Raw genomic sequence first — 26813 nt, 5'->3', positions numbered from 1 at the left:
GCCCGTCACGTGGGTGCGTGCTCGGCCGCCGATGCGAGCGACCCGTAGACCAGGAGTGCGGTCACGGCGCCGGGGACCATCGCGATGATCGCGACGGGGATGGCCCACAGCTGGTGCACCCAGGGGTGTCCGCCGGGCTTCGTGGCTGCCATCGCGGCGAACGAGGACGCGGACGCCAGCACCGCCCATGCCGCCGTCATGCTGACGATCGCCACGGCGTGGGCGCCGGCGCCGACCAGCGGGAGGACGAGTGGGAGGAGGAACATCGCCGCCGCGACGACGAACCCGGTCCGGGCAGTGACCCGGAACGCCTTCCGTGGGCTGTTCATCTCGGCGATGGTGCGCTGGTCGTCCACGGGGCGCCTTCGATCAGGACACTTGGCTGAGGAGGGCGACCAGGGAGCCGAAGCCGACGAGTTCCGCGGCGCTCAGGGCTGCCCCGACGACGCCGATCACAGCGCCGCGGGTGGCATCCCCTCCGCTGCCGCTGCCGCTGCCGCTGCCGCTTCCGGTCACGGACGCCGGTGACGACGGCGCAGATGCCGAAGACGACGGCGGCGAGGACCCAGAGCTGCAGCAACACCGCGAGGTAGCCCATGAAGACAGCGTGCAGCAGGACGTACAGGGCCACGCTGACGACGATCACGGCCGGTCCGGACACCGCGAGCCACCCCAGCTGCCATGCCGTCGATCGTTCCCGGACGTCGTCGCTCATCTGTTTCCCCCCTCGTGTTCCCCTGCAGGTCAGGGTACTGCCGTCGACCGGTTGAACCGTTGTCGGGTCCGGGCTGACCGACCCACGCGCCGCTTCAGCGGATGTGCTCCCACGGCGACAGTGCCGTCCAGTCGAGTGGGTCGAAGGTGAAGGAACTCCCCATCGCGGGCTGATCGAGTGCGCGGCTGATGCGCTCGCGTCGAAGGCTCGCCAGCAGGAGCGCGCCGACCCCGCCGTGGGCGATGAACGCGATGCCCCGCTCGGGCGTCTGTGCCGCGATGCGTCGGACCGCGCGCTCGACACGGCTCTGGGCGTCGATCGCGCGTTCCCAGCCGCGGACGGACCGCTGCGGTTCGGCGAAGAACGCGTCGACGGTCGGTTCGAACGCGCTCGGGTCGAGGTAGCCGGTTGCGCTCCGGTCCATCTCGCCGAGGTCCTCGTCGACCTCGAACCCCGTGCCCCACTGTCCGGCGATGATCTCCGCGGCGTCGAGGGCCTTCCGCTCGCTGCTGCTGACGATGCGGAGGGGCTGGGGGAACAGCGCCGCGACGCGTGCTGCACGGGCGCTTCCGGCCGGCGACAGGCCCCAGTCCTGGATCCGGACGGCTGGGTCGACGATCACCTCGGGATGGGACACCCACGTGCACAGCATCGTTCGACCGTACCGGCGTCGTCAGTGTCCCTCCCGTTCGAGACGGGCGACGGCCTCCGCAGCCTGCATGAGGGTGGTCCCCGGGTGGTCTTCGCGGTACCGGCGGACAGCTCGCGGGTCCAGGTCGGTGGCGCTCGATGACGACGGGGTCGCGGGGGAGCCATCGGAGTGAGAACCGTCGCCTCCAGCCTCGGGCAACGTTCGGCGTACGGCGCGGTGGGCGGCCGGGACGGACAGGAGTGCTCCACCGACGAGGAGACCAGCGGCGACGAGGACGGCGGCAGGTGTGTGGAGTGCTGGAACTCCGATGCTGATCGCGCACCACGCCGTCACGAGGAGGCCGGAGATGATCGTCGGGCGCAGCGCTGCACGATGGCCGATCCGCCAGGCCGCCTCGCTGGACATCGTGACCGACGTCCGGACGCCGGCGAGGCTGTTCCGTGGCAGGGAGCCGTTGGCGGCCCGCCACGTCAGCCACGTGACCAGAGCAGCGGCCCCGACCTCGAGGGCCATCGGGAACACCACCGCACCGTCCATGCCGACGACGCTAGCGCCCCCGGCGGAGAACGGCGAAGTATCAGTGCCACCTGCGCGCCGTCGAACCCGGCAACGGTCTCAGCCGGCCCCTGTCCGGATGTGGACCTGCGGGGCACCGTCGGTGTTCCAGCGGAACAACACGAGGTGCCAGAGGCCCGGGCGCTTCCTCGACGGGTCGATCAGTCCGTCGGCGCCGAGTGCGACGAGGCGATCCCGGACGAGCCACGAGGCCGGGGCGCCACCGTCAGCCACGACCTGCTGCCACGGGGCGGTCGCGTCCTCGAGGTCGACCCCGGCTGCGGAGCGAGCAACCGGTTCGCGGAGGTCGACGATCCGGGGCGCCGTCACGTCGACCTCGACGATCACCGGCGCCGTGGCACGCGTTCCCGGGTGGGCCATCAGCGCTGCTTCCACTCCCTCGACGGACGAGCTGAGGTACAGCGTGGGCTCGTCGGCACGGGAGTACCGGCCTGCGGACCGTGACCCCGCGAGGGCGGATGCGCGGAAGCGCGGGTCCACCGCGCGGAAGAAGGTGCCTCGCACCTCCGGTGCGAAGACGTCTCGGTCGTCGCTCATCCTGGTGCGGCTCACGCCGGCGGCGTCGCTCCCGCGCCCTCGGTGTCGTCAGCGCCCGCCGGACCGGTACCGGCCTGGTCGAGGTTCTCGCGCGGGTCGCCCATGTCGCCGGTCGCCTTGCCTGCCGGGGACAGCCCGAAGTGCTTGCGGACGGCATTCGCCTGGGTCTCGGTCAAGGTGTTCCCGGCTCCCGGGGAGGGTGCGTCCTTGATCGCGCTCTTCGAGTAGCCGACGTGCAGGTCGGTGCCGTCGAACGTGGCGTCCTCGACCGGGACGAGCACGGTGTGCCCGCCGAGGAGCCCCGTCGCGACGCTGACGAACGCGGCGCTGCCGTCCTCGGTGGAGGGGAACACCTGCGCGACCTTGCCGACGGATGCGCCGTCGCGGTCCTTGACGGGCGCGTTCTCGATCTCGTGGATCGTGCTCTTGGTGATCATGTGCGTAGTCAACGCCCTGTGCCTGACGCTCCGCGGGTCTGTCATTCGCCGTTGCGCTGGAGCTCCTCTGCATCGCCAGCGGTGCAGACGGAGACGGCGTCGAGGCTGTACCCGCGTTCGTCGGCGAGGAAGTCGATGCTCGTCGTCGGGCCGCCCGTTCCCCGGACGCCCAGCGTCGGGTCAGCGCCTCCGCTCTCGTAGCGTTCGGTCGTGAGGCCCTTGTCCTTCCACAGCCGTTCGACGATGGCGACGTCGTCCGATGGGTCTCCGGCGCGCGGCTCGCGCATCTTCGTGTAGAAGTATGCAGCGCCGTGTCCGCCGCCGTCGCGCTTGCAAGCCTGGACCGCTGGTCCACTCGCAACTGACCACGTGCCGTCGACCGCACTGGCTGTATCGTCGACCATCACGACGACTGCGTCCTTCGCCTTGTCGGGGGTCTGCTCGTTCTCCAGGGAGCTCCCTCCGGAGCAGCCCATCAGCGCGAGCGCCGCGGCAGCGACGGACATCACGGAGCCGGTGATCCTGTCGAGCGGCAGTCGGCATGCCGCCGTCATGTCTGATCTCATCCCCACGCCTCGACCCTAGTGAGACCGGATCCGAGCGCGAAGACCGTTGCTCCGGGCGTGCCACGACGCCAGTGCCGTGAGGGATGAAGGGCAGGGTTCTGGTTGGCCAGTGGCGCGAGCCTTCGAGTAGACGGTGTCGACGAGCGATCCGTGAGCCGGTCGGACCGCACGCTGAGGCACCGCTGCTGGAGTGGAGGAGCGTCACGAAGGGACTCCTCGGGGCGACACCTGCGGTCACTCTCGAGCTCGAACGGCCCGTCGTGTCGTACCACCCGGACGCTCGCGACTCCGAGACGACGGTCCCACGATCTCGTCCGTCCCACATCCGGCTTCCTGCGGGATGCGGCGGTGATCCGCGATGCCCTCCCAGGGCTCGGTCGAACAAGGGCGTCGGTCCTTCAGTAGTGTCGAGGACCAGATTGCGATCCACACGGGGGTGTGCGTGACGATCGTGTTCGATGACGGGGCGGCCGATGCCCTCATCGCTGCTGCCGACGGGGCTTCCGGGGACCTGCGATCACAGGCGATGGCAGACCGTGTGCGGGTCGAGGCAGCGGTTGAGGAGTTCCGCGGCCGCTACGCGACGCTCTTCACGACCGGCAGCACGGTCAGGTCGGAGGACGCGCAGCGCCTCGCCGGTCTCTTCGCTGACCTCCGGACATCGATCGATCGAGCGAAGAAGGAGGCCGACACCGAGCGGCGGCGGGTCCAGGACTCGCGTGCATGGGCGGCGAGGGAGGCGGAGCGTGAGGAGCGTCGCGCTTCCGGAGACCCGCTCGCAGCGGCGTCGGCCTACATCGACGGCGTGGTTGATCCGCGCCCGGACGACACCGCGGTGCTACCGACTCCGGTCACGGCGGCCTTTGCGCCGAGGGCGCGCCCGCGCACTGGTGGCGGAAGCTCAGGGAGCACTTCCTCCGCTGATCCCGACGCGCTGTTGACGTTCGCCGGGGCCAGCAGAGCAGCTGACGACAGTACTGCGCAGCACCTGATCCAGGTGAAGAACGCATGGGCCCGCTTCTGCTCGGCCTGCTCGTGGGTGCCGATCCAGGGTTCGACGATCGTGGCGGGGTTTGACCAGCTACTGGCTGAGAACGCGTTGGAGGCGAGCTGGATCGAAGGCATTGCGAACGCCTTCGACCGCGCTGGTGGCGGCGCACTTCCGGACTTGACGCTCGACGCTGTGGCAACGGTGAGCGGATCGCCAGCGCTGTCCACGCTGCTCCGGCCGGGCCTGACCCCTGCTGAGGTCGCCGCGGCCTACGCGCGGCTCCCGCAGACGGACGGACGCCTACATCGAGTCCTTGCCGCTGGCGACGCAGTACCTGTTCGCAAACCTCGACGGCATCCCTGCTGCGAAGCGGGACATCGCGTCTCGAGCCGTGCTGGCGGTGGCGGTGCGGGATCCGGAGCGGGTGTACATGCTCATGGGCTTCGGTGGGCAGCGCGTCGGTCGGTCGGACTTCGAGGAACAGGTCGATGCGCTGCAGAAGGCCGTCGACGCGGCCGACATCAGTGTGGAAACCCTCCCCGGGCCTGAGACGTCCAAGACGGCGCAGCTCGTGGGATTCGGGGTGCACGACGGTGCGCTGGTCGCCGCCCTGTCGCTGGGGGACCTCGACACGGCGAACAACGTGACGGTGAACGTGCCAGGGATGGAATCGGACGTGGCTGGAATGGGCGAACGTGTCCAGGCCGCCGAAGGACTGTTGCGCGAAGCGCACGCTGTTGATCGGAAACAGACCTACGCCGTCGTTTCCGGGGTCGGCTACCACGCGCCGAGCCCGCTGGAGGTGGGCGCACCCAACCGATCGGAGTCCGGCGCCGCGGAGCTGGCCTCCTTCGTGGACGGTGTCTTCGACAGCAGGCCAGGAGATGCCCCTGACACCTTCACAGTTGCTGCGCACTCGTACGGCTCTACCACTGCGGTGCAGGGGCTCCAGTTGACGGAGCATCAGGTCGACTCGTTCGTGTCTTACGGGTCGGTCGGCTTCCCGCACGGGACCGAGATCGGGGACGTGCATGCTGGCCACGTCTACGCGACGGCCGCGAAGGACGATCCGCTTGCGCCGGTCGGTCAGTGGGTGGGCTTCGCCAACCGAGCTGATCCGCTCGGCTTCGACGGCGTGCAGGAGTTCTCGTCGGAAGCAGTCGAGGGTGCGAGAGGAGTAACGGGTCACGACATGTGGCACGACTCCGATTCGGACGACGTCGGGTACCTGTCTCAGGACTCGACCACGCTCAGGACGCTGGCGCAGATCGTCGCAGGCGGGAAGATGGGGCCATGATCGTCGAGATTCGACCCCGACTGCGCCACGCGATCGTGACCATGCTCGCAGCCGTGGTGCTCGCGACGACCGGATGCGCCTCGGGCGGCGCAAGCAGAGGAGACGACGTGGCCGGACAGGACGCACGAGACGCAGCAGGCAAGACGCAGGCGCAGGTAGCCGATCTCTCGTTGCAGGAGGAGTTCGAGTTGGCCGGTGAGCGCTACGAGCACGGGCAGGAGGTCCTCGCCGCCGCGCAGGAGCAGATCTCGGGTGGCACGTGGTTCTGGAACGGTGGAGACGTCCGCCCGCTGCCTGCTGGCGACGCCGCGTTCGGCGAGGCGCCGAAGGGCGCGACCAAGGAGAACTCCTACTCCTTCCGCGCGGTCCGGATCATCGAGCCAGACGGAGCGACCGGCGCTGAGCAGGACCTCGAACCGATGCAGCGCTACTTCGACGAGAAGGGATGGCGCTCCAGCAGCGCGAAGGTCGGGACTGATCACGAGGTCAGGGCCGACACCGGCGACGGATGGTGGGTGACCTGGAGTGTGCGGCCGAACGGGCAGTACTCGCTCGGTGTGTACAGCGAGGCGTTCTGGGCGCGCGATGCGCCGGAGCTCATCGAGGCGATCGCACTGCGCGACCCCGCGGACTTCCCCGACGAGTCACAGCCCGGTGTTCACGAGCCGTTCCCGGAGTACGGCGACGCTGTCCGGCAACGCTGACCACTCGAGCAGGGTCGCCCATCGAGAGGTCGGGCCGACGCCGCGGGTGCAAGCTGCTCTGGAAGGAGTTCCCGCATGGATCTGAATCGGCGGAAGGTCGTCACCGTCTTGCGGTCGGCAGGAGCTGCGTTGTTCGCCGCCGCCGTTCTCGCTGGCTGCAGCGCCGGCATCGGGAAGAGCCCGGAGCAGGCGAAGCAGTCGATCGTCGGCTTCGTCGAGGGATCGACCGATGTGGTGGGGGACGGCTGGGAGATCGGTGAGGGCCCTCGGCTCGGGAAATGCGGCGTCGGCCTGGGGCAGGGGGGGCGTGCAGTACGTCTACGCCGAGGTCCGCTCAGCGAGCGCGGATCCGAGGGCCGACGTCGAGGCGGTGGAGCGGCACTGGAAGGAGCTCGGGGTCACGACCGAGCGGTACCAGACCGGCGGTGAGGACCCCATCCTCGGCGTCCGGGGTAGGGGTGGCCCGGTGGAGTCGTCCGACTTCCGCGCGGATCCTCGCGGGTACACGATCGACGGCAGCTCGCTGTGCGTCGCAGGCGACTTCGACAAGATGAGCCTCGACGGCCAGGACTGACGGACGTGACCTGCCTACCGGAATCGAGCCGTGCCTCCAGGCCGGTCCCGCACCGCTACAGCGCTGCCGGCACCGCGACGTTCGCGAGCTCGGCCCGCACGATGTCCGCGCCGGCGGAGAGCGCGCCGAGCTTCTGCAGGGCCGCCCCACGCGCCAGCGGCGCCATGCCGCAGTTCGTGCTCGGGATGAGCTTGTCGGCGTCGACGTGGTCGAGTGCACGGCGGAGGACCGCGGCGACCTCCTCCGGCGTCTCGACCTGCTCGGTGGCGACGTCGATCGCGCCGAGCATGACCTTCTTCCCGCGGATGAGCTCGACGAGTTCGAGGGGGACGTGGGAGTGGATGCACTCGAGGGAGACGATGTCGATCGACGACTGCTGCAGGAGCGGGAAGGACTGCTCGTACTGCCGCCACTCGGCGCCGAGGGTCTCCTTCCACTTGTTGTTCGCCTCGATGCCGTAGCCGTAGCAGATGTGCACGACGGTTTCGGCGCGCAGGCCCTCGGCAGCGCGCTCGAGCGCGGCGACGCCCCAGTCCTGCACCTCGTCGTGGAAGACGGTGAAGGCGGGCTCGTCGAACTGGATGACGTCGACGCCGGCCTCCTGCAGCTCGAGCGCCTCTTGGTTGAGGATCGTGGCGAACTCCCACGCCAGCTTCTCGCGGCTCTTGTAGTGCTGGTCGGACAGGGTGTCGATCATGGTCATCGGGCCGGGGAGCGCCCACTTGATCGGGCGGTCGGTCTGTGCGCGCAGGAACTTCGCGTCGTCCACGAAGACCGGCTTCGGGCGGCTGACGGCGCCGACGACGGTCGGCACCGCGGCGTCGTAGCGGTCGCGGATGCGGACGGTCTCCTTGCGCTCCTGGTCGATGCCGTCGAGGTGCTCGATGAACGTCGTGACGAAGTGCTGGCGGGTCTGCTCGCCGTCGCTGACGATGTCGATGCCGTTGCGCTCCTGCTCGTGGACGGCGGATCGCAGGGCGTCCTGCTTGCCCTCGACGAGGGTGTCTCCCTCGAGCAGCCAGGGGGACCAGAGGCGCTCGGGCTCGGCGAGCCAAGAGGGCTTCGGCAGGCTGCCGACGATCGAGGTGGGGAGGAGCGTGCTCATGCGCGTGGAGGTCCAGTCGGTCAGTGGGTGAGGGCAGCGCGGGTGGCCGGCTGCTCGGCGAGGGTGTTGTGGCCAGCCGGGGTGGTCTGGTCGGCGAGCCAGCGGTCCAGGAAGTCGCGGTGCGGCGTCACGAGGTGCTCCTCGGTCCATCGGCCCTGCGTGACGCCGAGGCGGCTGCGTTCCTCGCGGTCGTAGGCGATGCCGGTCGACGTCCAGTCGTCGTGCTCGAGCGTCGGGCGGAACACACTCGGCGCGACCTCGTTCGCGTTGTAGATCTCCGGGCGGTAGATCTTCTGGAACGTCTCCATGGTGGCGATCGTGCCGATGAGCTGGAGGTCCGAGTAGTCGCTGACGACGTCGCCCCTCGAGTAGAAGGCGAGCGGCGCCTTTGCCCCAGGCGGCATGAAGTACCGGACCTGCATCCCCATCCGACCGAAGTAGTCGTCGGTGAGCGACGAGTGCTCGTGCGCGTACTCCGCGCCGAGGACCGGGTGGACGAACCCGGTCTGCCGGTAGGTCTGGCTCGTCGAGACGCTGATGCAGACGACGGGCTCCGCGTCGAACTGCGACCGGAACGCGTCGGACCGCAGGAAGTGCTGGAAGAGCTGCCCGTGCAGCAGCCCGAAGTCCGCGGGGAGCGAGGATGCGGACGGCAGACGGACGGCGAAGTCGTGGTCGCGGAGGTACGACGAGAAGTTGTTGCCGACGATGCCGTGGTGGCGCTCGCCGGAGTGCTGGTCGACGATCGTGACGTCGAGGACCTCGATCAGCGGGAAGCGCTCGACCTGTCCGCCGTCCTCGAACTGCATCGTGACCGACACGATGTCGAGCTCGACCCGGTAGCGGTCACCGTCCGGGTCCCCGGCCAGGTCGTTGCAGCGCTCGTCGATCAGCGCGAGCGCGTTGCGGAGGTTCTGCTGGCGGTGCTCCCCGCGGGCCAGGTTGGCGAAGTTGGTGGTCAGACGGGAGTTCTCGGCGGGCGAGTAGTCCTCGTCGAAGCGTGTCCTGCTGATGCTGAAGGTGATGTCGTTCGCCATGGTCCGCAGTCCGGTCGTCGAGCGCCCGCGGGCACTGTGGGAAGAGTCCTGTCGATCATGACGGGAGGCGCGGGTCATCAGGTAATACCGAGACGCTATGCAGTCGCATAGCCTGTGCCTATGGCTCGCGTTGCGAACGACATCACCCTGCAGCAGCTGCGGTACTTCATCGAGGTTGCCTCCGAGGGCTCGATCAGCGCTGCGGCCGACCTGCTCTACGTCTCGCAGCCGACCATGTCGGCCGCGATGAAGGACCTGGAGGCACGCATCGGCCGGCCGCTCTTCACCCGCTCTGCGCGTGGGGTCGTGCTCACCGTCGACGGGGTCGAGTTCCTCGGGTACGCGCGGCAGGTCGTCGAGCAGGTCTCGTTGCTCGAGCAGCGGTACGTCGGCCGCCAGGCCTCGCGGCGGCTGCTCGGGGTGTCCGCGCAGCACTACTCGTTCGCGGTCGAGGCCTTCGTCCGGATGGTCGAGGGCGCCGACGCCGACCAGTACGAGTTCTCGCTGCGCGAGACCCGCACGTGGGACATCATCGAGGACGTCCGGACACTGCGCAGTGAGCTCGGGATCCTCTACCGCAACGACTTCAACCGGCAGGTCCTCGGCAAGCTGATGCGGGACGCCGGGGTCGTGTTCACACCGCTGTTCGTCGCGCAGCCGCACATCTTCGTCGCCCGGCGGAACCCGTTGGCGGCGCAGGAGCGGGCGACGCTCGACGACCTCGCCGAGCTGCCGCGGCTGACGTTCGACCAGGGCGCGAACAACTCCTTCTACCTGGCGGAGGAGATCCTGTCGACGATGTCGAGCAAGCGGGAGATCCGGGTGTCGGACCGGGCGACGATCTTCAACCTCATGATCGGGCTCGGTGGGTACACGATCTCGACGGGGTTGATCAGCGACGACCTCGACCCGGAGATCGTCGCGATCCCGCTCGACGTCGACGAGCGCATCGAGATCGGGTGGATCGCGCACTCCTCGGTGCCCCTGACGGAGCAGGCGCAGGCGTACCTGGAGGAGTTGCGGGCGGTCGTCGTCAGCTACGGGGTCGAGCTGCTCGGGCCGCATTGATCCGTCGAGGATCTCCGACGCTCGTCACTCCCCGTTGCTCTGCATCTCGACAGCGTCCCCATCAGCACATTCGGACGTTGCTGAGACCGTGTACCGACGGGTGTCCGCCAGGAAGCTGATGGACGTGGTCGGGCCACCTGCGCCGCGCAGACCGAGGATCGGGTCGTCGCCCCCACTCTTGTACGGTTGCGTGGTGATCCCGGCCTCCTCCCACAGCTTCTTGATCACGGCGATGTCCGCTTCGGGTTCACCGGTCGGCTTCGCGAGAGCCTTGATGTACCTGTAGGCAGCGCCGTCGCTGCCGTCGCTCTTGCTGCACTGTTCGACCGAGGGCCCGCTGTAGACCTCCCAGTCGCCCTCGAGTGAGGAGGCAGTCCGGTCGACGATGTCCTGCACGGACTGCCGGGCCTCGGCAGTGCTCACGGGCTTGTTGCTCTCCGAGTCCACGGGGCCTCCTCACCCCGCGGCTGCCGCGGCGGCCACGTGACGAGGAGCAGCAGGGCGAGCGGTCCCGCGATCAGCGTCAGGACGAACCAGGTCCATGCCGATCGGTTCCGCGTCCTGGCGTACCCGCCCGAGAGGAGCGCGACACTGATCCAGAGGGCACCCACGTACATCGCGGCGACGTTCTCGTCCATGTCGCTCATCCTGGCGGCTCGGCAGCGTTGGCCCGCTGCAGGCTCGCGCCACCCGTGAACCTGAACGACCCGTCATGTGCGGATGGTCCCGGACCGCTCGGCGTTGCTCTACCGTCGGTCGACCTCCGGGTACTTCCTGCTGCAGGGCTCCGGTGTGCTCCTGTACGCAGCCCAGGTCGTGCTCGTGGCCACTGTGGGTCGGCCTCGCGGTCCTGGTCGTCGGGCTCGTCGTCGGCACCGGTCGGACCGTGCTGACGTTCCAGCAGGTGCTCCCGTCGGCATCCCGACGGACGGGAGGAGCGGCACCAGCCGGCACCGCGCCTCCCGTCCGTCGCTAGCGGACGCTGCCCTCGCGGGCCGGCTGCGGCTCCGGCGCCTGGTCCGCCTGCACCGCGAACTGCGTCCGGTGCAGCTCCTCGTAGCGGCCCCCGGCCGCCAGGAGTTCGTCGTGCGTCCCGCGCTCGACGACGGAGCCGTCCTCGATGACCAGGATGAGGTCCGCGCTGCGGATGGTCGACAGTCGGTGCGCGATGACCATCGCCGTCCGCCCGTCGAGCGCCTCGCTCAGGGCGGCCTGCACGGCGGCCTCGGACGTCGAGTCGAGCGCGGCGGTCGCCTCGTCCAGGATCACGACGCGGGGCTGTGCGAGCAGGAGCCGGGCGATCGTCATGCGCTGGCGCTCGCCGCCGGACAGGCGGTAGCCGCGCTCGCCGACCATCGTGTCGAGCTGGTCGGGCAGCGACCGGATCAGTGGTTCGAGGCGCGCACGTCGCACGGCGTCCCAGACCTCGTCGTCGGTGGCCTCGGGCCGCGCCAGGCGCAGGTTGGCGCCGATGGTCTCGTGGAACAGGTGCCCGTCCTGCGTCACCATGCCCATCGTGTGGCGCAGCGACTCGAAGGTGACGTCGCGGACGTCCGTGTCGGCCAGACGGACCGCGCCGCTGTCGACGTCGTACAGGCGGGCGAGCAGCTGCGCGATGGTGGACTTGCCCGCGCCGGAGGACCCGACCAGGGCCACGGTCTGCCCGGGCTCGATCCGGAACGAGACGCCGTGCAGGACCTCGTCGCCGCCACGGGTGTCGAGCGTCGAGACCTCTTCCAACGAGGCGAGGGAGACCTTGTCGGCGGACGGGTAGGCGAACCGCACGTCGTCGAACTCGACCGCGACCGGCCCGTCCGGCAGGGTGACGGCATCGGGCTTCTCCTGGATGAGCGGCCGGAGGTCGAGCACCTCGAAGACGCGCTCGAAGCTGACGACGGCGCTCATGATCTCGACCCGGGCGTTCGCCAGGCTGGTGAGTGGGGCGTAGAGCCGGGTGAGCAGGAGCGCGAGGGTGACGACGTCGCCGGTGTTCAGCTGGCCGCCGAGCGCGAGCGCGCCGCCGAGCCCGTAGACGAGCGCGAGGGCGAGCGCCGAGACGAGCATGAGCGCGGTGACGAAGACGAACTGCAGCATCGCGGTGCGGACACCGATGTCCCGCACGCGGGCGGCGCGGACGCGGAACTCCTCCGCTTCTTCGTCGGGCCGGCCGAACAGCTTGACGAGCGTTGCACCGGGCGCGGAGAACCGCTCGGTCATCTGCGTGCTCATCGCGGAGTTGTGGTCGGCGGCTTCGCGGCGGAGTGCGGCGAGGCGGCTGCCCATCCGGCGTGCGGGGACGAGGAAGACCGGCAGCATGACCACGGCGATGACCGTCACCAGCCACGAGGTGCTGAGCATGACGACCAGGGTCAGCACGAGTGCCACGGAGTTCGTCACGACGCCGGAGAGCGTGCCGCTGAAGGCCTGCTGCGCGCCGATGACGTCGTTGTTGAGCCGGCTGACCAGTGCGCCGGTACGCGTGCGGGTGAAGAACGCGATCGGCATCTTCTGCACGTGGTCGAACACGGCGGTGCGGAGGTCGAGGATGACGCCCTCGCCGATGCGTGCGGAGTACCAGCGGGTGAGCAGCGACGACGCGGCGTCGGCGACAGCCACGAGCGCGATGACCAGGGCCAACCAGACGACCGTCGACACCGCGCCGCCGGCGGCGATGACGTCGACGACCTGGCCCGCGAGCACCGGCGTCGCGACTGCGAGGAAGGCGCCCACGACGGACAGTGCGATGAACACCACGAGCTGCACCTTGTACGGCACGGCGAACGTCATGATCCGGCGGAGGGACTCGCGCGAGAAGCCCCGACCGCCGTCCTTGGCGGTCGAGATCTTGTAGAGCGAGCTCCAGGCAGCGCCCTCCATGCTCATGGCGGTTCCTTCCGTGGCGACGACTCCGACGCAAGGGTCGGACGGCCGCGCTCAGGAGGCACCCCGGGCTGCGGCGAGCAGGCAGCCAGGATACGTCGCGACCACCGACGGACGGGCCATCACCTGGTCCCGCACGTCCAGCGTGCCAGCAGCGGGCCACTGGCAGGTTGGACCGGTGCACATCACCATGGACTCCGCCACCGAGGTCGTCTCCGGCATCCGGTTCCCCGAGGGCAACCGCTGGCACGACGGCCGGCTCTGGTACTCGGACATGCACACGGGCGAGGTCTTCTCGATCGACCCCGGTGCCGACGCCGGCCCGCGGCTCGAGACCACCATCGAGGGGCAGTCGTCCGGCCTCGGGTGGCTCGCCGACGGTCGGCTGATCGTCAGCGCCATGAACGCCCGGACGATCCAGGTCGTCCGCCCGGACGGCACGAACGAGCCGTTCGCCGACCTGTCCTCGATCGAGCCCTCGCTCCTCAACGACCTGGTCGTCGACGCGTCGACGGGTCGGACGTACGTGGGCGCGTTCGGCTACGACCTGTACGGCGGCGAGGAACTCCGCCCCGGCCCGCTCTACGTCGTCGACCAGGACGGCTCCGTCCGTCTCGCGGCCGACGGGCTGGTGTTCCCGAACAGCGCGAACGTGCTCCCCGGCACCCGCACCCTCGTCGTCAGCGAGACCTGGGGTGGCCGCCTGACCGCGTTCGACATCGAGCCCGACGGGTCGCTCACCGGTCGTCGCGAGTGGGCAGCGCTGCCCGAGGGCGTCACGCCCGACGGCAGCACGGTCGACGCCGAGGGAGCGATCTGGGTCTGCTCGGTCGACACGGGGGAGTTCCTCCGCGTCGTCGAGGGCGGTGCCGTGACGGACCGCATCGACGCCCCCGGCCTGTGCGCGATCGACTGCGCGCTCGGCGGCGAGGACGGCCGCACCCTCTACCTGGCCACCGCCGACAGCTACGACCCGGGCACCACGGCGGGCACGCGCGCCGGGCGGATCAGCGCGGTCCGCGTCACCGTCCCCGGGCCGTGACCAGGCGTCGGACGGGAGGCACGGCGCCGGCCGGCACCGCGCCTCCCGTCCGACGTGGGGTCGCGCTCACGGTTCGGTGAGGAGCGCGCGCAGTCGCGTCCGCAGGTCGGCGTCCGCGCCGACCGTCGCGAAGGCCGCGTCGACGTCCGCCGCGACGTCCTCGACGATCGGAGCGGTGACGGCGAGCCAGTCCGTCACCTCGTCCGCGTCCCACGACGCCTGCCGGTCACCCGGCGCGTGCGTCCCGGACCCCGCCATCGCGCGGACGGATGATGCGTAGTCCTCGGCGACCAGCGCGGGCGGGACGCCGGCGTTCGCGAGCAGGAGCGCACTGATCATGCCCGTCCGGTCCCGTCCGGCGCTGCAGTGCACGAGCACGCCGGAGGGGGCGTCGGCGACGGCGTGCAAGGCCGCGAGGACGAGGTCGGGCAGGATGCGCCAGTTGTGCCGCCAGTACTCGGGCGAGTCGAGGATCGGGAAGCAGACGGCGCGGAACTCGGGGTCGTCCTGGTCCTCCGTCGGGGCGTGGACGACGCGCACCTCGGCGACGGCGTCGGCGACCACCCGTCGCGGTCAGGAGATCCTGTCCGTTGAGCGCTAACCCCGGAAGGGGGGAAACCGAGTGCCGTCTGCATCTCTACTGTGAAGCGCACGGAGAGGGCCACCGGTCACCACCGTGACCGTCGCCAGTCCCCGGCGACCTCGCACCCAAGGAGAGAGCAACCATGACCAGCGCAGCAACCCCTCGCAACGGCTTCGCCGCGACCCTCGTCCAGAAGGGCGCACTGCTCTTCGGCGTCGTGTTCCTGATCGTCGGCATCGCCGGCTTCATCCCCGGCCTGACCATGGACATGGGCACGCTGTCCTTCGCCGGTGACAGCTCGATGGCCATGCTCCTCGGCCTGTTCCAGGTGTCGGTGCTCCACAACATCGTCCACCTGCTGTTCGGCATCGTCGGGCTGCTGGCCGCGCGTTCGGCCTCCGGCTCGCGCTCGTACCTGATCGTCGGCGGCATCATCTACGCCGTGCTGTTCGTGTTCGGCCTCTTCGTCGCCGGCATGGACGGTGCTGCGAACTTCGTCCCGCTGAACAGCGCCGACAACGTGCTCCACGCCTTCCTCGCCGTCGCGATGATCGTCCTCGGCGTCGTCCTCCCGCGTGCCGGGGCCCGCACGACCCGCTGACACCCGTCACCGCCAGAAGGGCGCCGGTCCTCGGACCGGCGCCCTTCTGCGCGCCCGGAGGCAGGGGCCCCGCGGTGATCCACGAGCCGGCGCCACGACGGGGCCCGTCGGTGCCCGCACCGCCTCGCCGGTCGCGGAGTGCGGTCGTCCGCGCGCGGTGCCATGATGCCGACAGCACCCGGTCCGAAGCGGACCGGGTCCGACGATCCACGACGGACGAGGGAGACGGCGATGGCCGGGGTGTTCAGCGACGCAGAGCGAGCCGCGATGCAGCAGGCAGCCGACGAGCGGAAGGCGACCCGGGGACTCAAGGGCGCCGCGAAGCGGGACGCCGAGCGCGAGGCCTGCACGGCGGCCATCGAAGCGCTCGAAGGCTTCGACCAGACCCTGGCGTCGCGCTACCACCTGCTCGTGACCGAGGTGGCACCGGACCTCGATCCGAAGACCTGGTACGGGTTCCCGTCCTACGCACGCGACGGCAAGGTCGTGACCTTCGTGCAGCCCGCGTCGAAGTTCGGCGCGCGCTACGCGACCGTCGGGTTCCAGGAGGACGCGGCGCTCGACGACGGACCGATGTGGGCGACCTCGTTCGCCGTCGTCGAGTGGACCGACGAGGTCGACCAGCGGCTGCGCGAACTGGTCCGCCGAGCCGCGGGCTGAGCCCCGCCGCCCGTCAGTGCATCGACGGCAGCTGCTCGCCCGCACCCTGCCCGAGCTGCACGTTGCGGATGAGCAGCAACGCCGTGACCGCGGCCAGTGCCATGACGACCGCGGCACCGACGAAGACCGCCGCGTACCCGTCGACGAGTGCGGCGGGGGACTGACCGCCACCCGAACCGGCGACGTACAGGTTGGTGAGGACCGCGAGGCCGACGGCTCCGCCGATCTGGTTGGTCGCGTTGGCGGCGGCCGCTGCGGCGCCCGCGTCCTCGGGACGGACCCGCGACAGCGCCATGTTCTGGGCGGGGACGAAGATCGCCGCCATGCCGGCACCCATCACGACGAGGCCCGGCAGGACCTCGCCCCAGTAGGAGCCCTGGACGGAGACGCGGGCGAGCAGGAGCACTCCGACGCCCGCGACCACCGGGCCGGCGACGAGCAGCGGCTTCGGGCCGACCCGCGGGATGAGACGGACCAGCACCGGGATGACCAGGCCGATCGTGAAGGCCAGCGGCAGCGTCGCGACGCCGGCGAGCAGCGGCGGGAGCCCGAGGACCTGCTGCAGGTGGAACGTGATGTAGAGCGTGACGGTCACCATCGCCGCTCCGGCGCAGGTCTGCACGACGAGCGCACCGCCGCGGTTGCGGTCGAGGACGACGCGGAGCGGGAGCAGCGGCGCCGAGACCCGGAGCTCGATGAGCACGAAGACCGCCAGGAAGACCAGACCGACGGCGATGAAGACCAGTGCACCGCCCTCGACCCAACCGCGCTCGGCGAGCGTGAAGCCGTACACGAGTGCCGCGAGCCCGATCGCGATGGTGACGGCCCCGCCGATGTCGAGTCGACCGTGCGACTCGGCGCGGCTCTCCCGGAGCACCAGTGACGCGGCGACGAGGGCGACCGCGACGACCGGCACGTTGACGAGCAGGCACCAGCGCCAGTCGACGAACTCGGTCAGCACGCCGCCGAGCAGCAGACCGACGGCGGCGCCGCTGGACGTGATGCCGCCGAGGACGCCGAACGCCAGGTTCCGCGCGCGACCGGAGGGGAAGGTCACGCTGACGAGCGAGAGCGCAGCCGGGGCCATGAGCGCGGCACCGGCGCCCTGCAGGACACGTCCGCCGATGAGCATCGTGACGTCGACCGCCAGGCCGGCGAGCAGCGAGGCCACGGCGAACACGACGAGCCCCAGGATGAACGTGCGCTTCCGGCCCCAGTAGTCGGCGATCCCTCCGCCGATGAGCAGCACGGCGCCGAACGTCAGCGCGTAGGCGGTGATGATCCACTGGCGGCCGTCGGCGCCGAGGGAGAGTGCCACGGCTGCCTGCGGGATCGCGATGTTCACGATCGTGGTGTCGAGGATGACGAGCAGCTGCGCGGCGGCGAGCGTCACGAGGACGGTCTTCTCGCGGGCGCCCAGACGGTCGTCGGGCGCCGACGTGGCCGGCGTCGGGACGGTCGGGTTCGACGCGGTCGGGGTGATGGGTGCGGTCACGGCAGAGCAGTCCTCAGCGATGGAAGGCGACGTGGGGTTTTCAGCCCGGATCGCCTTCCGCGACCACTCCGGCTCCGTGCCGGACACCCCTCGATGGTACCGGACGGCCCGCCCTGGACCGGACGGCCCGCCCTGGACCGGACGGCCGCGGGCCGTCCTCGGGACTACTCGTACCGGAGCGCCGCCACCGGGGCCGCCCGCACGGCCCGTGCGGCCGGACCGAGCGCCGCGGCGAGCCCGGTGCCCGCAGCGCCGAGCACGACGACGACCACGAGCCAGACCGGCACGACGGGTGCGATGAGCACTGCGCCCTTCGTCGCGCCGAGCAGCGTGTACGCCCCGGCCCAGCCGTACGCGGTACCGAGCAGACCGCCGAGCACGACCGCCACGGCGACGGTGATGGCCGTCTCCGCCAGGACGAGCGCGCGGACCTGCTGCCGGGTCGCGCCGACCACCCGGAGCAGACCGAGCTCGCGTCCGCGCTGCGCGATCGTCAGGGCCGTGACCGCGACGACCCCGGCGGCGGCGATGATCCCGGCGGCACCGACGAGGCCGGTGAACATCACCGCGAGCTGGTCGAACTGCTCCTGGATGCCGCGGTAGTACTCGGGGTCGTCCGCGGCCTGGCCCTGGAGCATGCTCGCGTAGGTCGAGAACCCCACCGAGAACGTCGCCATGAGCGTCACCGCGATGAGCAGCCCCACCGTCGCCCGGGCGGTGCGCTTCGGCGCGCGGAGCGAGTTCCGCGCAGCCATCGCCGGCACGACCGACCGGGCGGACACGGCTGCCGCGATCCGGAGGACGGCGGGCAGCAGCACCGGCGCAGCGACGACGACGCCCGTGAACGACAGTGCACCGCAGGCCACGGCGAGCAGCAGGGAGTCGACGCTCGTCGCACCGAGGACCACCGAGACGCCGAGCCCGGCCGTGCCGAGAAGGAAGAGGATGCTCGCCGTCACCGTGCGCCCGACGGAGCGTGAGGCGCCGGGAGGGGCCTCGACGCCGGCCTCGAGCGCGCGGAGCGGGGAGATGGTGAGGACGGCGCGGGAGCCGACGCGGAACGCGATCGTCGTGATGGCCGCGACCAGGAGCCCGATCGGCACCAGGGACGGCGGAGCGAGGACGCCGAGCGGCGGGAGCGCGTCCGCGGCGGCGGCGACGCCGAGTGCGGCATCGGCGACGACGGTGCCGGCCACCGTGCCGACCGCGGCACCCACCAGGCCGCAGGCCGTCCCGGTCCGCGTGACCTGCCACCGGAGCTGTTGGCCGGTCGCCCCGAGGACGCGCTGCAGCGCGAGCGAGCGGGTGCGGCCGGCGATGACCGTCGCGCAGGTGTTCGACGCGACGACGGCGCTCACGTACAGCGCGATGCCGATGAACACCCACGCCACGACGGGCAGGATGGCGGCCACCGTCGCGCTCGATCCGGTGCGCTCGCCGAGTTCGACGATCCGGTGCGCGGCCTCGGCGCCGGTGACGACCAGGGCGCCGAGACCGGCGGAGAGGGCGGCGACGGCGACGGTCGCCCGGTGCTCGCCGAGCGCGGGGACACGGCGGGTGCGCCGGGCGACCGGGATCCGGTGGGGCCCGCTGGCAGCGGTCACGCGATCGCGGACCCGGCCGGGCGTCCGGTGTCGACCGCGGGGACGGGGCACGTCAGGACCCGCCGTCGCCCGGGTTCGGCGTCCAGGCGACCCAGCGGTCGCCCTTCGACGTCATCGACCACGGTCCGCACCGCAGCACCGACGTCGCCTTGTACACGTTCGGAGCCCCTTCGACGTCCATCGTCGGTGCGGACTGTCGCGGGGTCGTGCTGCATGCGTCGTCCGTGACGCCGTCGGTGCTCGTGAACACGAGCGTCGTCGGGGTCGTGTCGGAGTCCTTGCCGCCGGTGCCCGAGACCGACGTGATGTCGCGGGCGTCCGACGGCAGCCAGTCCGGAGCGGCGTCGAGGTCGGCGCGGGTCGAGGCCTCGGCGGTCACGCGGTCGTGCGCGAGGTCACCGAGGGCGGAGCACCCGCTGAGCAGGAGGGCGCCGAGCGCGAGGGCGCCCACGGCGAGGGGAACGGTGGCGGTGCGGGGCATGTCGAGCCTTTCGTGTCGATCACGATCACAGCGCACGGCGGTACGCGTCGGGATCGGCACAGCGGAGGACCGGTGTGCTCCTCGGGGATGACATCTACTCGAACATCGCCGCCAGCTCGGCGTGCGGGTCTCCGTCGTGGACGTGCGCCGACGGCGGCTCCGGCCAGTGCGTCGTGCCGTCGTCCGCCCAGCAGGGCACCACGTGGAAGTGGAGGTGCGGCACGCTCTGTCCGGCGTCGCTGCCGGACGCCTGCAGCAGGACGGTCCCGGTCGCGCCGAGCGCCGCACGCATCGCGAGGGCGACCCGCCGCGCCAGCGCCGTGCAGGCCGCGAGCGAGGTCGGGTCGGCGCTGAGCAGGTCCGCGGTGTGCGCGACCGGCACGACCAGGGTGTGCCCGGGTGCGAGCGCAGACGCGGGGAGCGGGGCGAAGGCGACGGCGTGCTCCTCGCGCTCGACCCACGTGGCCGGGGCCTGGTCGGCGATGATGCGGCAGAACGTGCACGGCTCCATCGCCCCAGTCTCGTCGGTACGGGGGACAAGAACCGTACAGCCTGCGGATCGGCGATGAGGCCCGGCCTAGCGTGGGATCGTCATGGCAGCTGAACACCGCAGATCCGCCGAGCCCGATGCGGCTCCCACCGTCGCGCACCACCCCGCGCACCACGCCGCGACCGCCGAGCGACCGTCGGCGCCGCAGCCCGAGGACCACCCCGGCCAGCGCTCCGACGCGCAGCGCTCGGACGACCAGGAGGCCCAGCAGCACGAGGACGGTCAGGACCCGAACCGCTGGAAGGCGCTCGTCATCTGCCTGCTCGGCGGCGGCATCGTCCTGCTCGACGTGTCGATCGTCAACGTCGCCCTGCAGTCGATCTCGAGCGGCCTGACGGGCGCGACCCCCGAGGCCGTGCAGTGGATCCTCTCCGGGTACGCCCTGGCGTTCGGACTCCTGCTCGTGCCCGGCGGTCGGCTCGGTGACGCCGTCGGTCGTCGCCGCATGTTCGTCATCGGCGTCGCACTCTTCACCCTGGCGAGCGCACTGTGCGGCTTCGCCCCGAACGGCCTCGTCCTCGTCATCGCCCGCCTGGTGCAGGGCCTCGCGGGCGGTCTGCTCACCCCGCAGGTCACCGCGCTCATCCAGCAGCTGTTCCGCGGCAAGGAGCGCGGCACCGCGTTCGGGCTCTTCGGCGCCACCGTCGGCATCGCCACCGCGATCGGCCCGCTCGTCGGTGGCCTGCTCATCACCGCGTTCGGCACCGAGAACGGCTGGCGGTTCGTGTTCTTCGTGAACCTGCCCGTCGGACTCGTCACGATCCTCCTGGCCTTCCGCTACCTGCCCGCCGCCGCGAAGGCGGCGCGCGGTCGCAAGCACGACTTCGACCCCGTCGGCATCGTCCTGCTCGGTGCAGCGGTGGTGGCGCTGCTGCTGCCGTTCGTGCAGTCCGAGCAGTGGAAGAGCAACGCGAAGTGGTGGCTCGTCGTCGCCGCCGTGGTGTTCGCCGTCCTGTTCGTGCTCTGGGAGCGCCGGTACGGCCGGACGAAGGAGCCGGTCGTCGACCTGGGCCTGTTCCGCCGTCGGTCGTTCTCGCTCGGCGTCGGCCTGGCGACGGTGTACTTCGCCGGCTTCACGCCGCTGTTCTTCGTCCTGACCCTCGCGCTGCAGTCCGGGCTGGGGTACTCAGCCCTGCTCGCCGGACTGGCGTCGGTGCCGTTCGCGATCGGCTCCGGCATCGCGTCGACGGTCGGCGGACGGGTCGTCCACCGCTTCGGTCGCCAGCTCATCGTCGTCGGCACGGTGCTCGTGCTCCTCGGGCTCGGCGGGGTCGTGTGGGTGGTCGCGAACCACTACGGGCCGGACCTCGGCTGGTGGCTCGTGCTGCCGCTCCTGGTCGGTGGCATCGGTTCGGGGCTGACCATCTCGCCGAACCAGACGCTCACCCTGTCGGAGGTCCCCGTGGAGCAGGGCGGGTCGGCGGGAGGCCTCATCCAGGTGGGGGCGCGCGTGGGCTCTGCGATCGGCATCGCCGCGGTCGGCAGCGTGTTCTACTCGTCGCTCGCGAGCACGAAGGGCGACTACTCCCAGGGCCTCCCGCTCGGGCTCGCCGTGTCGCTGGTGTTCGTGGCCGTCGCCCTGGTCGCGGGCATCGTCGACGTGGTCGTGGGGAAGGTGCACCACACGGAGGCTTCCGTCTGACGTCGTGGCAGAGCCCCTGACGGACGGAAGGCACGGTGCCGGCTGGCGCTGTGCCTCCCGTCGGTCGCGGAGCGCGTCCGGTCCGGAGGGACGGGGCGGCGCGCCGGCCTTCCCGCGGTGTCCGGACGAACGGGCCGTGGAAGCTGTACCTCGTCCCGACCTCCGGCTATGTTCGGCGACACAACAAAACCGACGACGGCGGCGACGAGGCTGCCGGAGGAGCAGCCATGGTCGAGTACGGAGCCCAGCGCCCAGCGGTCGCGCACCGCACGGGAGAGACGGTCCTGACCGTCGTGGACCACCACGGCGAACCGCTGCCGGGCGTCGAGGTCGCCGTCGAGCAGACCCGGCACGCCTTCGGGTTCGGGAACATCGGCTTCGACTTCGTCGAGCTCGCGAACGGCGAGGTCGACGGCGCCGAGCGGGAGCGGCTTGAACGGCTCGCCGACCTGTACACCGACGTGTTCACCACCGCGACGCTCCCGTTCTACTGGGGGCGCTTCGAGCCCGAGCGCGGCCGACCCGACACCGTCCGGCTCCGTCGCACCGCCGAGTGGTTCCGCGACCGGGGCATCGCGCGCAAGGGGCACCCACTCGTCTGGCACACCGTGCAGCCGGACTGGCTCCTCGAGCTGCCCCTCGACGAGGTCGAACGGCTCCAGCGGGAGCGCGTCCGCCGCGAGGTCAGTGACTTCGCCGGACTCGTGGACACCTGGGACGCCATCAACGAGGTCGTCATCATGCCCGTGTTCGACAACGGTGACAACGCGATCACCCCGCTCGCCCGGGCGAAGGGGCGCATCCCGACGATCCGGATGGCGTTCGAGGAGGCCCGCACCGCGAACCCGCACGCGACCCTGCTGCTCAACGACTTCGACCTGTCGAGCGCGTACGAGTGCCTGATCGAGGGTGTGCTCGAGGCCGGCGTGCAGATCGACGCCATCGGGCTGCAGACCCACATGCACCAGGGGTACTGGGGCGAGGAGACGATGCTCGCGATGGTCGACCGGTTCGCCCGGTACGGCCTGCCGCTGCACCTGACCGAGACCTCGCTGGTGTCGGGTGACCTCATGCCCGCGCACATCGTCGACCTGAACGACCACCAGGTGGACTCGTGGCCGTCGACGCCCGAGGGCGAGGAGCGGCAGGCCGACGAGGTCGAGCGGCACTACCGGAGCCTGGTCGGACACCCGGCGGTCGAGGCGGTCACCTACTGGGGCATCACGGACGCGGGCGCATGGCTGGGAGCGCCGATCGGGCTGGTGCGGGAGGACGGGACGCCGAAGCCGTCGTACGAGGCGCTGCGCCGCCTCGTCAAGGACGAGTGGTGGACCGGGCCGGCCGTGCTGCGGACGGACGAGCGGGGCCAGGTGCGGGTCCGCGGGTTCCGGGGGGAGTACCGGGCGGACGTGCGGGGTGCGTCGACGGCGTTCACCGTCGGGCGCGTCGCCGCTTCGCTGCACGTGGTCGCATCCGCGACGTGACCGGAGACGGACGGGAGGCGCGGTGCGGGTTCCGCACGCGCCTCCCGTCCACCACGGAGCCTGTCGGTCGGCGACCCGGTCCACGGATGCGGGAGCGACCAGCGTGTGGACGGGTGAGCACGGTCGGGTCGAGGCGTGGAGGGGTCGCGCCTCGCTCCTCGGGCAGGGCACGCCGGGACCCCGGCGTGCCCTGACCGGTCAACCCAGGTCGAGCGTCCGACCGAACGTCCGGGTGATCGGCGGGGCGGCGACGACCGCGGCGAGGGCCGTCGGCGCCCCCTCGTCGGTCGCGCGCCACGCGACGTAGGCGTCGTGGTCGGCGGCGGTCGTCCACCGCTCGAGCACGACGAGGTGCAGCGGGTCGGTGTCGTCGACCAGGACCTCGAGCGACTCGTTGCCGGGGAACGCCGCGGTCTGGGCGAGGGTGTCGCGGATGGCGGACTCGATGGCGTCCTGCGCGACGTCGTCGCGGAGCTGGACCTCGAGGAAGACCGTCTGGGTCATGTGCGCGCCTTTCGTCAGGAGCGACCGGTGGTCGGCCGCAGGTGTGGTGCAACCCGCGCACGATCCCCGTTGTTCCGTGCTCCGCCGCGGAAGTGCAGAACGCAACGGCGGCAGATGCTCGCAGCGGTGCGGGGTTGCGGGGGAGTGCCGTCCTCGTGTCTTGCGGCACCGTGCCCGTCATGGAGAGAGAAAAAGCTTCCGGTGCAAGGTTTTCGGTGTTACTGTCCTCCTCACCTAGCAGCACTAGGTATTCAGAGGGCGTCCTGCCCCCGATGGCTCGAGGAGGAGTCATGTCGACACCGACGTCGAAGGAAGAACCGCAGTCCGGTCTCGCCGGGACCGCGTCCCCGCCGGTCACCGCGGCCGCCGGAGCGACGGGCTCCGACCCCGCAGCGGCATCGCGCGCGTTCTCGGTCGAGGGCCTCACGCAGAACGTCAGCACGGTCCGCGTCGGCCCGAAGTACCTGTGGGCGCTCAGCCTCGCCCAGTTCGGCCTCTTCGCCGCCCTGCTCACCCCCGTGTTCGTGAGCATGTCGATCAAGGCGCAGGAGCTGAACCCGTCCAGCCCCGAGACCATCGTCGGCTCGGTCCTGCCGTTCGGCGCCCTCGGCGCCCTGATCGCGAACCCGCTGTTCGGCGCCGTCTCCGACCGCACCCGCACCCGGTGGGGTCGTCGCCGCCCGTGGATGGTCGGCGGTGTCGTCGTCTTCCTCGGCGCACTCGCCTGGCTCGCGTTCTCGCCGGACGTGGTCCAGCTCACCATCGCGTGGGTGCTCGCGCAGGTCTCCGCCAACGCGGTCCTCGCCACCCTGACCGCGAGCTTCGCCGACAACGTCCCCGAGTTCCAGCGCGGCAAGGCGTCGAGCGTCATCGCCCTGGCGCAGAACATCGCGATCCTCGCCGGCCTCTACCTCGCCGTGTACCTGGTCGGGAACCTGCCGCTGCTGTTCATCGCCCCGGGCATCCTGGCGGTCGCCGTCATCCTCGTCTACTCGTTCGTCGCCCGTGACGAGCTGCCGACGACCCCGACGAAGCCGTTCAGCTGGACCACCCTGATCGCGTCGTTCTGGACGAACCCGATCAAGCACCCCGACTTCGGGCTCGCATGGTGGGGCCGGTTCCTCATCACCTTCGGCACGTTCATGTTCACGACGTACCGCCTGCTCTACATGCAGGACCAGATCGGCATCTCGGACGTCGCGGAGGCCACCGCGACCGTCGCGTTCGGCGTGCTCCTGTACACGGTCGCCCTGCTCGTCAGCGCCGCCGTCTCGGGCTGGGTGTCCGACCGCGTCCGCCGCCGCAAGGTGTTCGTCTGGGGCTCGACCGCCCTGACCGCGGTCGGCCTCGTGATCCTCGCCCACGTCGACAGCGTCGGCGGCTTCTACTTCGCCGAGATCGTCCTCGGGTTCGCGTTCGGCATCTACGCCGCGATCGACACCGCACTCGTCGTCGACGTGCTGCCCGACCCCGAGCGCCCGGGCAAGGACCTCGGCGTCATCAACATCGCGAACGCCCTGCCGCAGTCGCTCGCCCCGGCGGTCGGCCTGTTCCTGCTCGGCATCGGCGGCGGCCAGAACTACACGCTCATGCTCTGGGGTGCCGGCGTCGCCGTGCTCCTCGGTGCGCTCGTCATCCTGCCGATCAAGAAGGTCCGCTGATCCCCGCGGGGTCCGCCGGGTCGCGCTGACGGCGACCCGGCGACGGACGGGAGGGGCGGTGCCGGTCGGTGCCGACCCTCCCGTCCGTCAGGCGGTCCGGGACGGACGCAGGACGGCTCCGTAGACCGCCACCAGCTCGTCGACGCGTTGCTCGACGCGGCCACGCGCCGCGACGAGCGCGGCGCTCGCCCGCTCGAGCTGTTCCGGCTCGTCGTGCAGCCGCCGCACGACCGACGCGATGCCCGCCGCGTCCGGGGTGGGCGTGGTCCAGCCGCCGCCCTCGGGGACGACCTCGGCCAGGTCCGGGTCGCAGTGCACGACCGGCAGGCCGGTGGCGACGGCCTCGAGCATCACCATCGGCTGGTTGTCGAAGTCGAAGGAACTCGACACGAGCACGTGTGCCCGACGCATGGCGGCGAGGACCTGCTCGTGCGGCGTCGACCCGTGCAGGGTCACCGACGTGCCGGCCGCAGCACGGGTGACCCGCCCTCGCGCGACGCCGTCGCCGAGCACGTCGACCACCGTGCCCGGCGGGAAGGACCGGGCGGCCTCGACCAGGACCTCCGGCCGCTTCTCGGGCGAGAGCCGACCGACCCACAGCACCCGCAGCGGCTCGTCCGCCGACCGGGTCCGTCCGGCTGCGGAGCCGATCGCGTCGAGGACCGCGGGCTCGATGCCGTTCGAGACGACGGAGACCGGGGTCCGCACGCCCCGGTCGACGAGCTTGTCGGCGAAGTGCCGCGAGGGGACGACCACGTGGTCGCTCGCCCGCGACTGCGCGAGCATGACGCGCCACATCCGCCGCGCCGTCCGGCTGCGCGTGTACGGGGTGTCGGCGCCCACCCGGATGCCGCGGCGGGGGACCTGGGTCGCGTGCAGGAGGGCGAGCAGTGCCGTCGTCACGGCGGGCACGGGCAGGACGTTCCGCGTGTAGACGTCGATGCGACCGTGCATCGTGTGGACCACCGGGATCCCGAGGTCCTGCGCGGCGCGGAGGCCACCGAGCGCCGCGAACATCTCGGAGTGGGTGTGCACGACGTCGATGCGTCGGGCGGCGAACTCACGGCGGAGCAGGGCACGGACGCGGCGCGGGGGCCAGGCGAAGGGGTAGCCGTCGGGACGGAACACGGGGGAGACGGGCAGGCCGACGACGACCGGACCGGCCGCCGGACCGTCCGTGTGCGCGGGGCCCTCCGGATCGTCGGGGCAGAACACGGTGACGTCGTGCCCGGCGGTCGTGAGGGCCTCGGCGAGGGAGCGCACCGCCGTCTGGACGCCCCCGAGCGTCGGCAGGTAGTAGTCGGTGACCAGCGCGATCCGCACGCCCCGAGCCTAGGGGCGCCGGCAGCTGCCTGCCTGCTCCCGGT

29 protein-coding genes are annotated in these 26813 nt (G+C 71.1%); 10 read left to right on the top strand and 19 right to left on the bottom strand.

The window, feature by feature from the left end; all coding sequences use genetic code 11:
• Nucleotides 1-5: 5 nt before the first annotated feature.
• The 7 genes from DEJ22_RS13140 to DEJ22_RS13110 form a co-directional block, all read right to left on the bottom strand.
• Entirely contained in the window at nucleotides 6-356 is a 351-nt protein-coding gene (locus tag DEJ22_RS13140) for a hypothetical protein (protein WP_111228344.1), read from the bottom strand.
• Between the two features lie 453 nt (nucleotides 357-809).
• Nucleotides 810-1337, bottom strand: coding sequence for a histidine phosphatase family protein (locus DEJ22_RS13135; protein WP_220033812.1), 528 nt, complete (start codon nucleotides 1335-1337; stop codon nucleotides 810-812).
• Nucleotides 1338-1388: 51 nt separating this feature from the next.
• Nucleotides 1389-1904, bottom strand: coding sequence for an SdpI family protein (locus DEJ22_RS13130; RefSeq protein WP_111228346.1), 516 nt, complete (start codon nucleotides 1902-1904; stop codon nucleotides 1389-1391).
• Between the two features lie 78 nt (nucleotides 1905-1982).
• Entirely contained in the window at nucleotides 1983-2480 is a 498-nt protein-coding gene (locus DEJ22_RS13125; RefSeq protein ID WP_111228347.1) for an RES family NAD+ phosphorylase, read from the bottom strand.
• Nucleotides 2481-2491: 11 nt separating this feature from the next.
• The gene (locus DEJ22_RS13120) at nucleotides 2492-2917 is read right to left on the bottom strand and encodes a PRC-barrel domain-containing protein (RefSeq protein WP_181430985.1); all 426 of its coding nucleotides are present in this window, start codon (nucleotides 2915-2917) and stop codon (nucleotides 2492-2494) included.
• A 41-nt stretch (nucleotides 2918-2958) separates the two neighbouring features.
• Entirely contained in the window at nucleotides 2959-3423 is a 465-nt protein-coding gene (locus DEJ22_RS13115; protein WP_146241824.1) for a hypothetical protein, read from the bottom strand.
• 852 nt (nucleotides 3424-4275) lie between these two features.
• Nucleotides 4276-4608: a hypothetical protein gene (locus DEJ22_RS13110; protein WP_146241825.1), complete on the bottom strand. Its 333-nt coding sequence runs from the start codon at nucleotides 4606-4608 to the stop codon at nucleotides 4276-4278.
• Nucleotides 4609-4787: 179 nt separating this feature from the next.
• Here DEJ22_RS13110 and DEJ22_RS13105 point away from each other — a divergent pair, with 179 nt between their 5' ends.
• The 3 genes from DEJ22_RS13105 (at nucleotide 4788) to DEJ22_RS13095 (ending at nucleotide 7049) form a co-directional block, all read left to right on the top strand.
• Nucleotides 4788-5771 (top strand): alpha/beta hydrolase, encoded by a 984-nt coding sequence (locus tag DEJ22_RS13105; RefSeq protein WP_111228350.1) that lies wholly within the window; start codon nucleotides 4788-4790, stop codon nucleotides 5769-5771.
• Nucleotides 5768-6475: a hypothetical protein gene (locus DEJ22_RS13100; RefSeq protein WP_111228351.1), complete on the top strand. Its 708-nt coding sequence runs from the start codon at nucleotides 5768-5770 to the stop codon at nucleotides 6473-6475. The genes DEJ22_RS13105 and DEJ22_RS13100 overlap by 4 nt, the downstream gene beginning before the upstream one ends.
• A 307-nt stretch (nucleotides 6476-6782) precedes the next feature.
• Nucleotides 6783-7049 (top strand): hypothetical protein, encoded by a 267-nt coding sequence (locus DEJ22_RS13095; protein ID WP_146241826.1) that lies wholly within the window; start codon nucleotides 6783-6785, stop codon nucleotides 7047-7049.
• 55 nt (nucleotides 7050-7104) lie between these two features.
• On the opposite strand, the gene DEJ22_RS13090 is transcribed toward DEJ22_RS13095, so the two are convergent.
• Nucleotides 7105-8154 (bottom strand): methionine synthase, encoded by a 1050-nt coding sequence (locus tag DEJ22_RS13090; protein WP_058749236.1) that lies wholly within the window; start codon nucleotides 8152-8154, stop codon nucleotides 7105-7107.
• Between the two features lie 20 nt (nucleotides 8155-8174).
• Nucleotides 8175-9191 carry a putative oxygenase MesX gene (locus DEJ22_RS13085; protein ID WP_111228353.1) on the bottom strand — a complete coding sequence of 339 codons (1017 nt, stop codon included), beginning with the start codon at nucleotides 9189-9191 and terminating at the stop codon, nucleotides 8175-8177.
• 120 nt (nucleotides 9192-9311) lie between these two features.
• Here DEJ22_RS13085 and DEJ22_RS13080 point away from each other — a divergent pair, with 120 nt between their 5' ends.
• On the top strand, nucleotides 9312-10259 hold the full coding sequence (locus tag DEJ22_RS13080; protein WP_111228354.1) for a LysR family transcriptional regulator: 948 nt from the start codon (nucleotides 9312-9314) through the stop codon (nucleotides 10257-10259).
• A 24-nt stretch (nucleotides 10260-10283) separates the two neighbouring features.
• Here the strand turns inward: DEJ22_RS13080 and DEJ22_RS13075 are convergent, their stop codons facing one another.
• The 3 genes from DEJ22_RS13075 to DEJ22_RS13065 all read right to left on the bottom strand — a co-directional run bounded on the left by DEJ22_RS13075 (nucleotide 10284) and on the right by DEJ22_RS13065 (nucleotide 13142).
• Nucleotides 10284-10682, bottom strand: coding sequence for a hypothetical protein (locus DEJ22_RS13075; RefSeq protein WP_146241827.1), 399 nt, complete (start codon nucleotides 10680-10682; stop codon nucleotides 10284-10286).
• Nucleotides 10679-10897, bottom strand: a complete 219-nt coding sequence (locus DEJ22_RS13070) for a hypothetical protein (RefSeq protein ID WP_111228356.1) — start codon at nucleotides 10895-10897, stop codon at nucleotides 10679-10681. The genes DEJ22_RS13075 and DEJ22_RS13070 overlap by 4 nt, the downstream gene beginning before the upstream one ends.
• Before the next feature lie 334 nt (nucleotides 10898-11231).
• Entirely contained in the window at nucleotides 11232-13142 is a 1911-nt protein-coding gene (locus tag DEJ22_RS13065) for an ABC transporter ATP-binding protein (protein WP_111228357.1), read from the bottom strand.
• 175 nt (nucleotides 13143-13317) lie between these two features.
• On the opposite strand from DEJ22_RS13065, the gene DEJ22_RS13060 reads away from it, so the two are divergent.
• A complete protein-coding gene (locus tag DEJ22_RS13060) occupies nucleotides 13318-14181 on the top strand; it encodes an SMP-30/gluconolactonase/LRE family protein (RefSeq protein WP_181430986.1) in 864 nt (287 codons plus the stop codon).
• 66 nt (nucleotides 14182-14247) lie between these two features.
• On the opposite strand, the gene DEJ22_RS13055 is transcribed toward DEJ22_RS13060, so the two are convergent.
• Nucleotides 14248-14745, bottom strand: coding sequence for a tyrosine-protein phosphatase (locus tag DEJ22_RS13055; RefSeq protein WP_111228359.1), 498 nt, complete (start codon nucleotides 14743-14745; stop codon nucleotides 14248-14250).
• Nucleotides 14746-14906: 161 nt separating this feature from the next.
• Here DEJ22_RS13055 and DEJ22_RS13050 point away from each other — a divergent pair, with 161 nt between their 5' ends.
• Together DEJ22_RS13050 and DEJ22_RS13045 are read left to right on the top strand one after the other, a co-directional pair.
• A complete protein-coding gene (locus DEJ22_RS13050) occupies nucleotides 14907-15365 on the top strand; it encodes a DUF4383 domain-containing protein (protein ID WP_111228360.1) in 459 nt (152 codons plus the stop codon).
• 231 nt (nucleotides 15366-15596) lie between these two features.
• On the top strand, nucleotides 15597-16025 hold the full coding sequence (locus tag DEJ22_RS13045) for a hypothetical protein (RefSeq protein ID WP_111228361.1): 429 nt from the start codon (nucleotides 15597-15599) through the stop codon (nucleotides 16023-16025).
• Between the two features lie 13 nt (nucleotides 16026-16038).
• Here the strand turns inward: DEJ22_RS13045 and DEJ22_RS13040 are convergent, their stop codons facing one another.
• The 4 genes from DEJ22_RS13040 to DEJ22_RS13025 form a co-directional block, all read right to left on the bottom strand.
• Nucleotides 16039-17520 carry an MFS transporter gene (locus DEJ22_RS13040; RefSeq protein ID WP_220033813.1) on the bottom strand — a complete coding sequence of 494 codons (1482 nt, stop codon included), beginning with the start codon at nucleotides 17518-17520 and terminating at the stop codon, nucleotides 16039-16041.
• Between the two features lie 164 nt (nucleotides 17521-17684).
• Nucleotides 17685-19124 (bottom strand): FtsX-like permease family protein, encoded by a 1440-nt coding sequence (locus tag DEJ22_RS13035; protein WP_181430987.1) that lies wholly within the window; start codon nucleotides 19122-19124, stop codon nucleotides 17685-17687.
• A 52-nt stretch (nucleotides 19125-19176) separates the two neighbouring features.
• Nucleotides 19177-19605 (bottom strand): hypothetical protein, encoded by a 429-nt coding sequence (locus DEJ22_RS13030; protein ID WP_111228363.1) that lies wholly within the window; start codon nucleotides 19603-19605, stop codon nucleotides 19177-19179.
• 94 nt (nucleotides 19606-19699) lie between these two features.
• Nucleotides 19700-20116, bottom strand: a complete 417-nt coding sequence (locus DEJ22_RS13025; protein WP_111228364.1) for an HIT family protein — start codon at nucleotides 20114-20116, stop codon at nucleotides 19700-19702.
• An 82-nt stretch (nucleotides 20117-20198) separates the two neighbouring features.
• Here DEJ22_RS13025 and DEJ22_RS13020 point away from each other — a divergent pair, with 82 nt between their 5' ends.
• The gene (locus DEJ22_RS13020) at nucleotides 20199-21797 is read left to right on the top strand and encodes an MFS transporter (protein WP_111228365.1); all 1599 of its coding nucleotides are present in this window, start codon (nucleotides 20199-20201) and stop codon (nucleotides 21795-21797) included.
• Between the two features lie 227 nt (nucleotides 21798-22024).
• Entirely contained in the window at nucleotides 22025-23281 is a 1257-nt protein-coding gene (locus DEJ22_RS13015; protein WP_111228366.1) for an endo-1,4-beta-xylanase, read from the top strand.
• A gap of 198 nt (nucleotides 23282-23479) precedes the next feature.
• Here the strand turns inward: DEJ22_RS13015 and DEJ22_RS13010 are convergent, their stop codons facing one another.
• Nucleotides 23480-23785, bottom strand: a complete 306-nt coding sequence (locus tag DEJ22_RS13010) for a putative quinol monooxygenase (RefSeq protein ID WP_111228367.1) — start codon at nucleotides 23783-23785, stop codon at nucleotides 23480-23482.
• A gap of 290 nt (nucleotides 23786-24075) precedes the next feature.
• On the opposite strand from DEJ22_RS13010, the gene DEJ22_RS13005 reads away from it, so the two are divergent.
• On the top strand, nucleotides 24076-25446 hold the full coding sequence (locus DEJ22_RS13005) for an MFS transporter (RefSeq protein WP_111228368.1): 1371 nt from the start codon (nucleotides 24076-24078) through the stop codon (nucleotides 25444-25446).
• 87 nt (nucleotides 25447-25533) lie between these two features.
• Here DEJ22_RS13005 and DEJ22_RS13000 read toward each other — a convergent pair whose 3' ends face one another.
• Nucleotides 25534-26769, bottom strand: coding sequence for a glycosyltransferase (locus DEJ22_RS13000; RefSeq protein ID WP_111228369.1), 1236 nt, complete (start codon nucleotides 26767-26769; stop codon nucleotides 25534-25536).
• Nucleotides 26770-26813 lie beyond the last annotated feature (44 nt).

This window comes from Curtobacterium sp. MCSS17_007, assembly GCF_003234175.2.
Taxonomy (GTDB): Bacteria; Actinomycetota; Actinomycetes; order Actinomycetales; family Microbacteriaceae; genus Curtobacterium.
The sequence above is the reverse complement of the archived record's forward strand: the minus strand, read 5'-3'. Positions and strand labels throughout refer to the sequence as shown.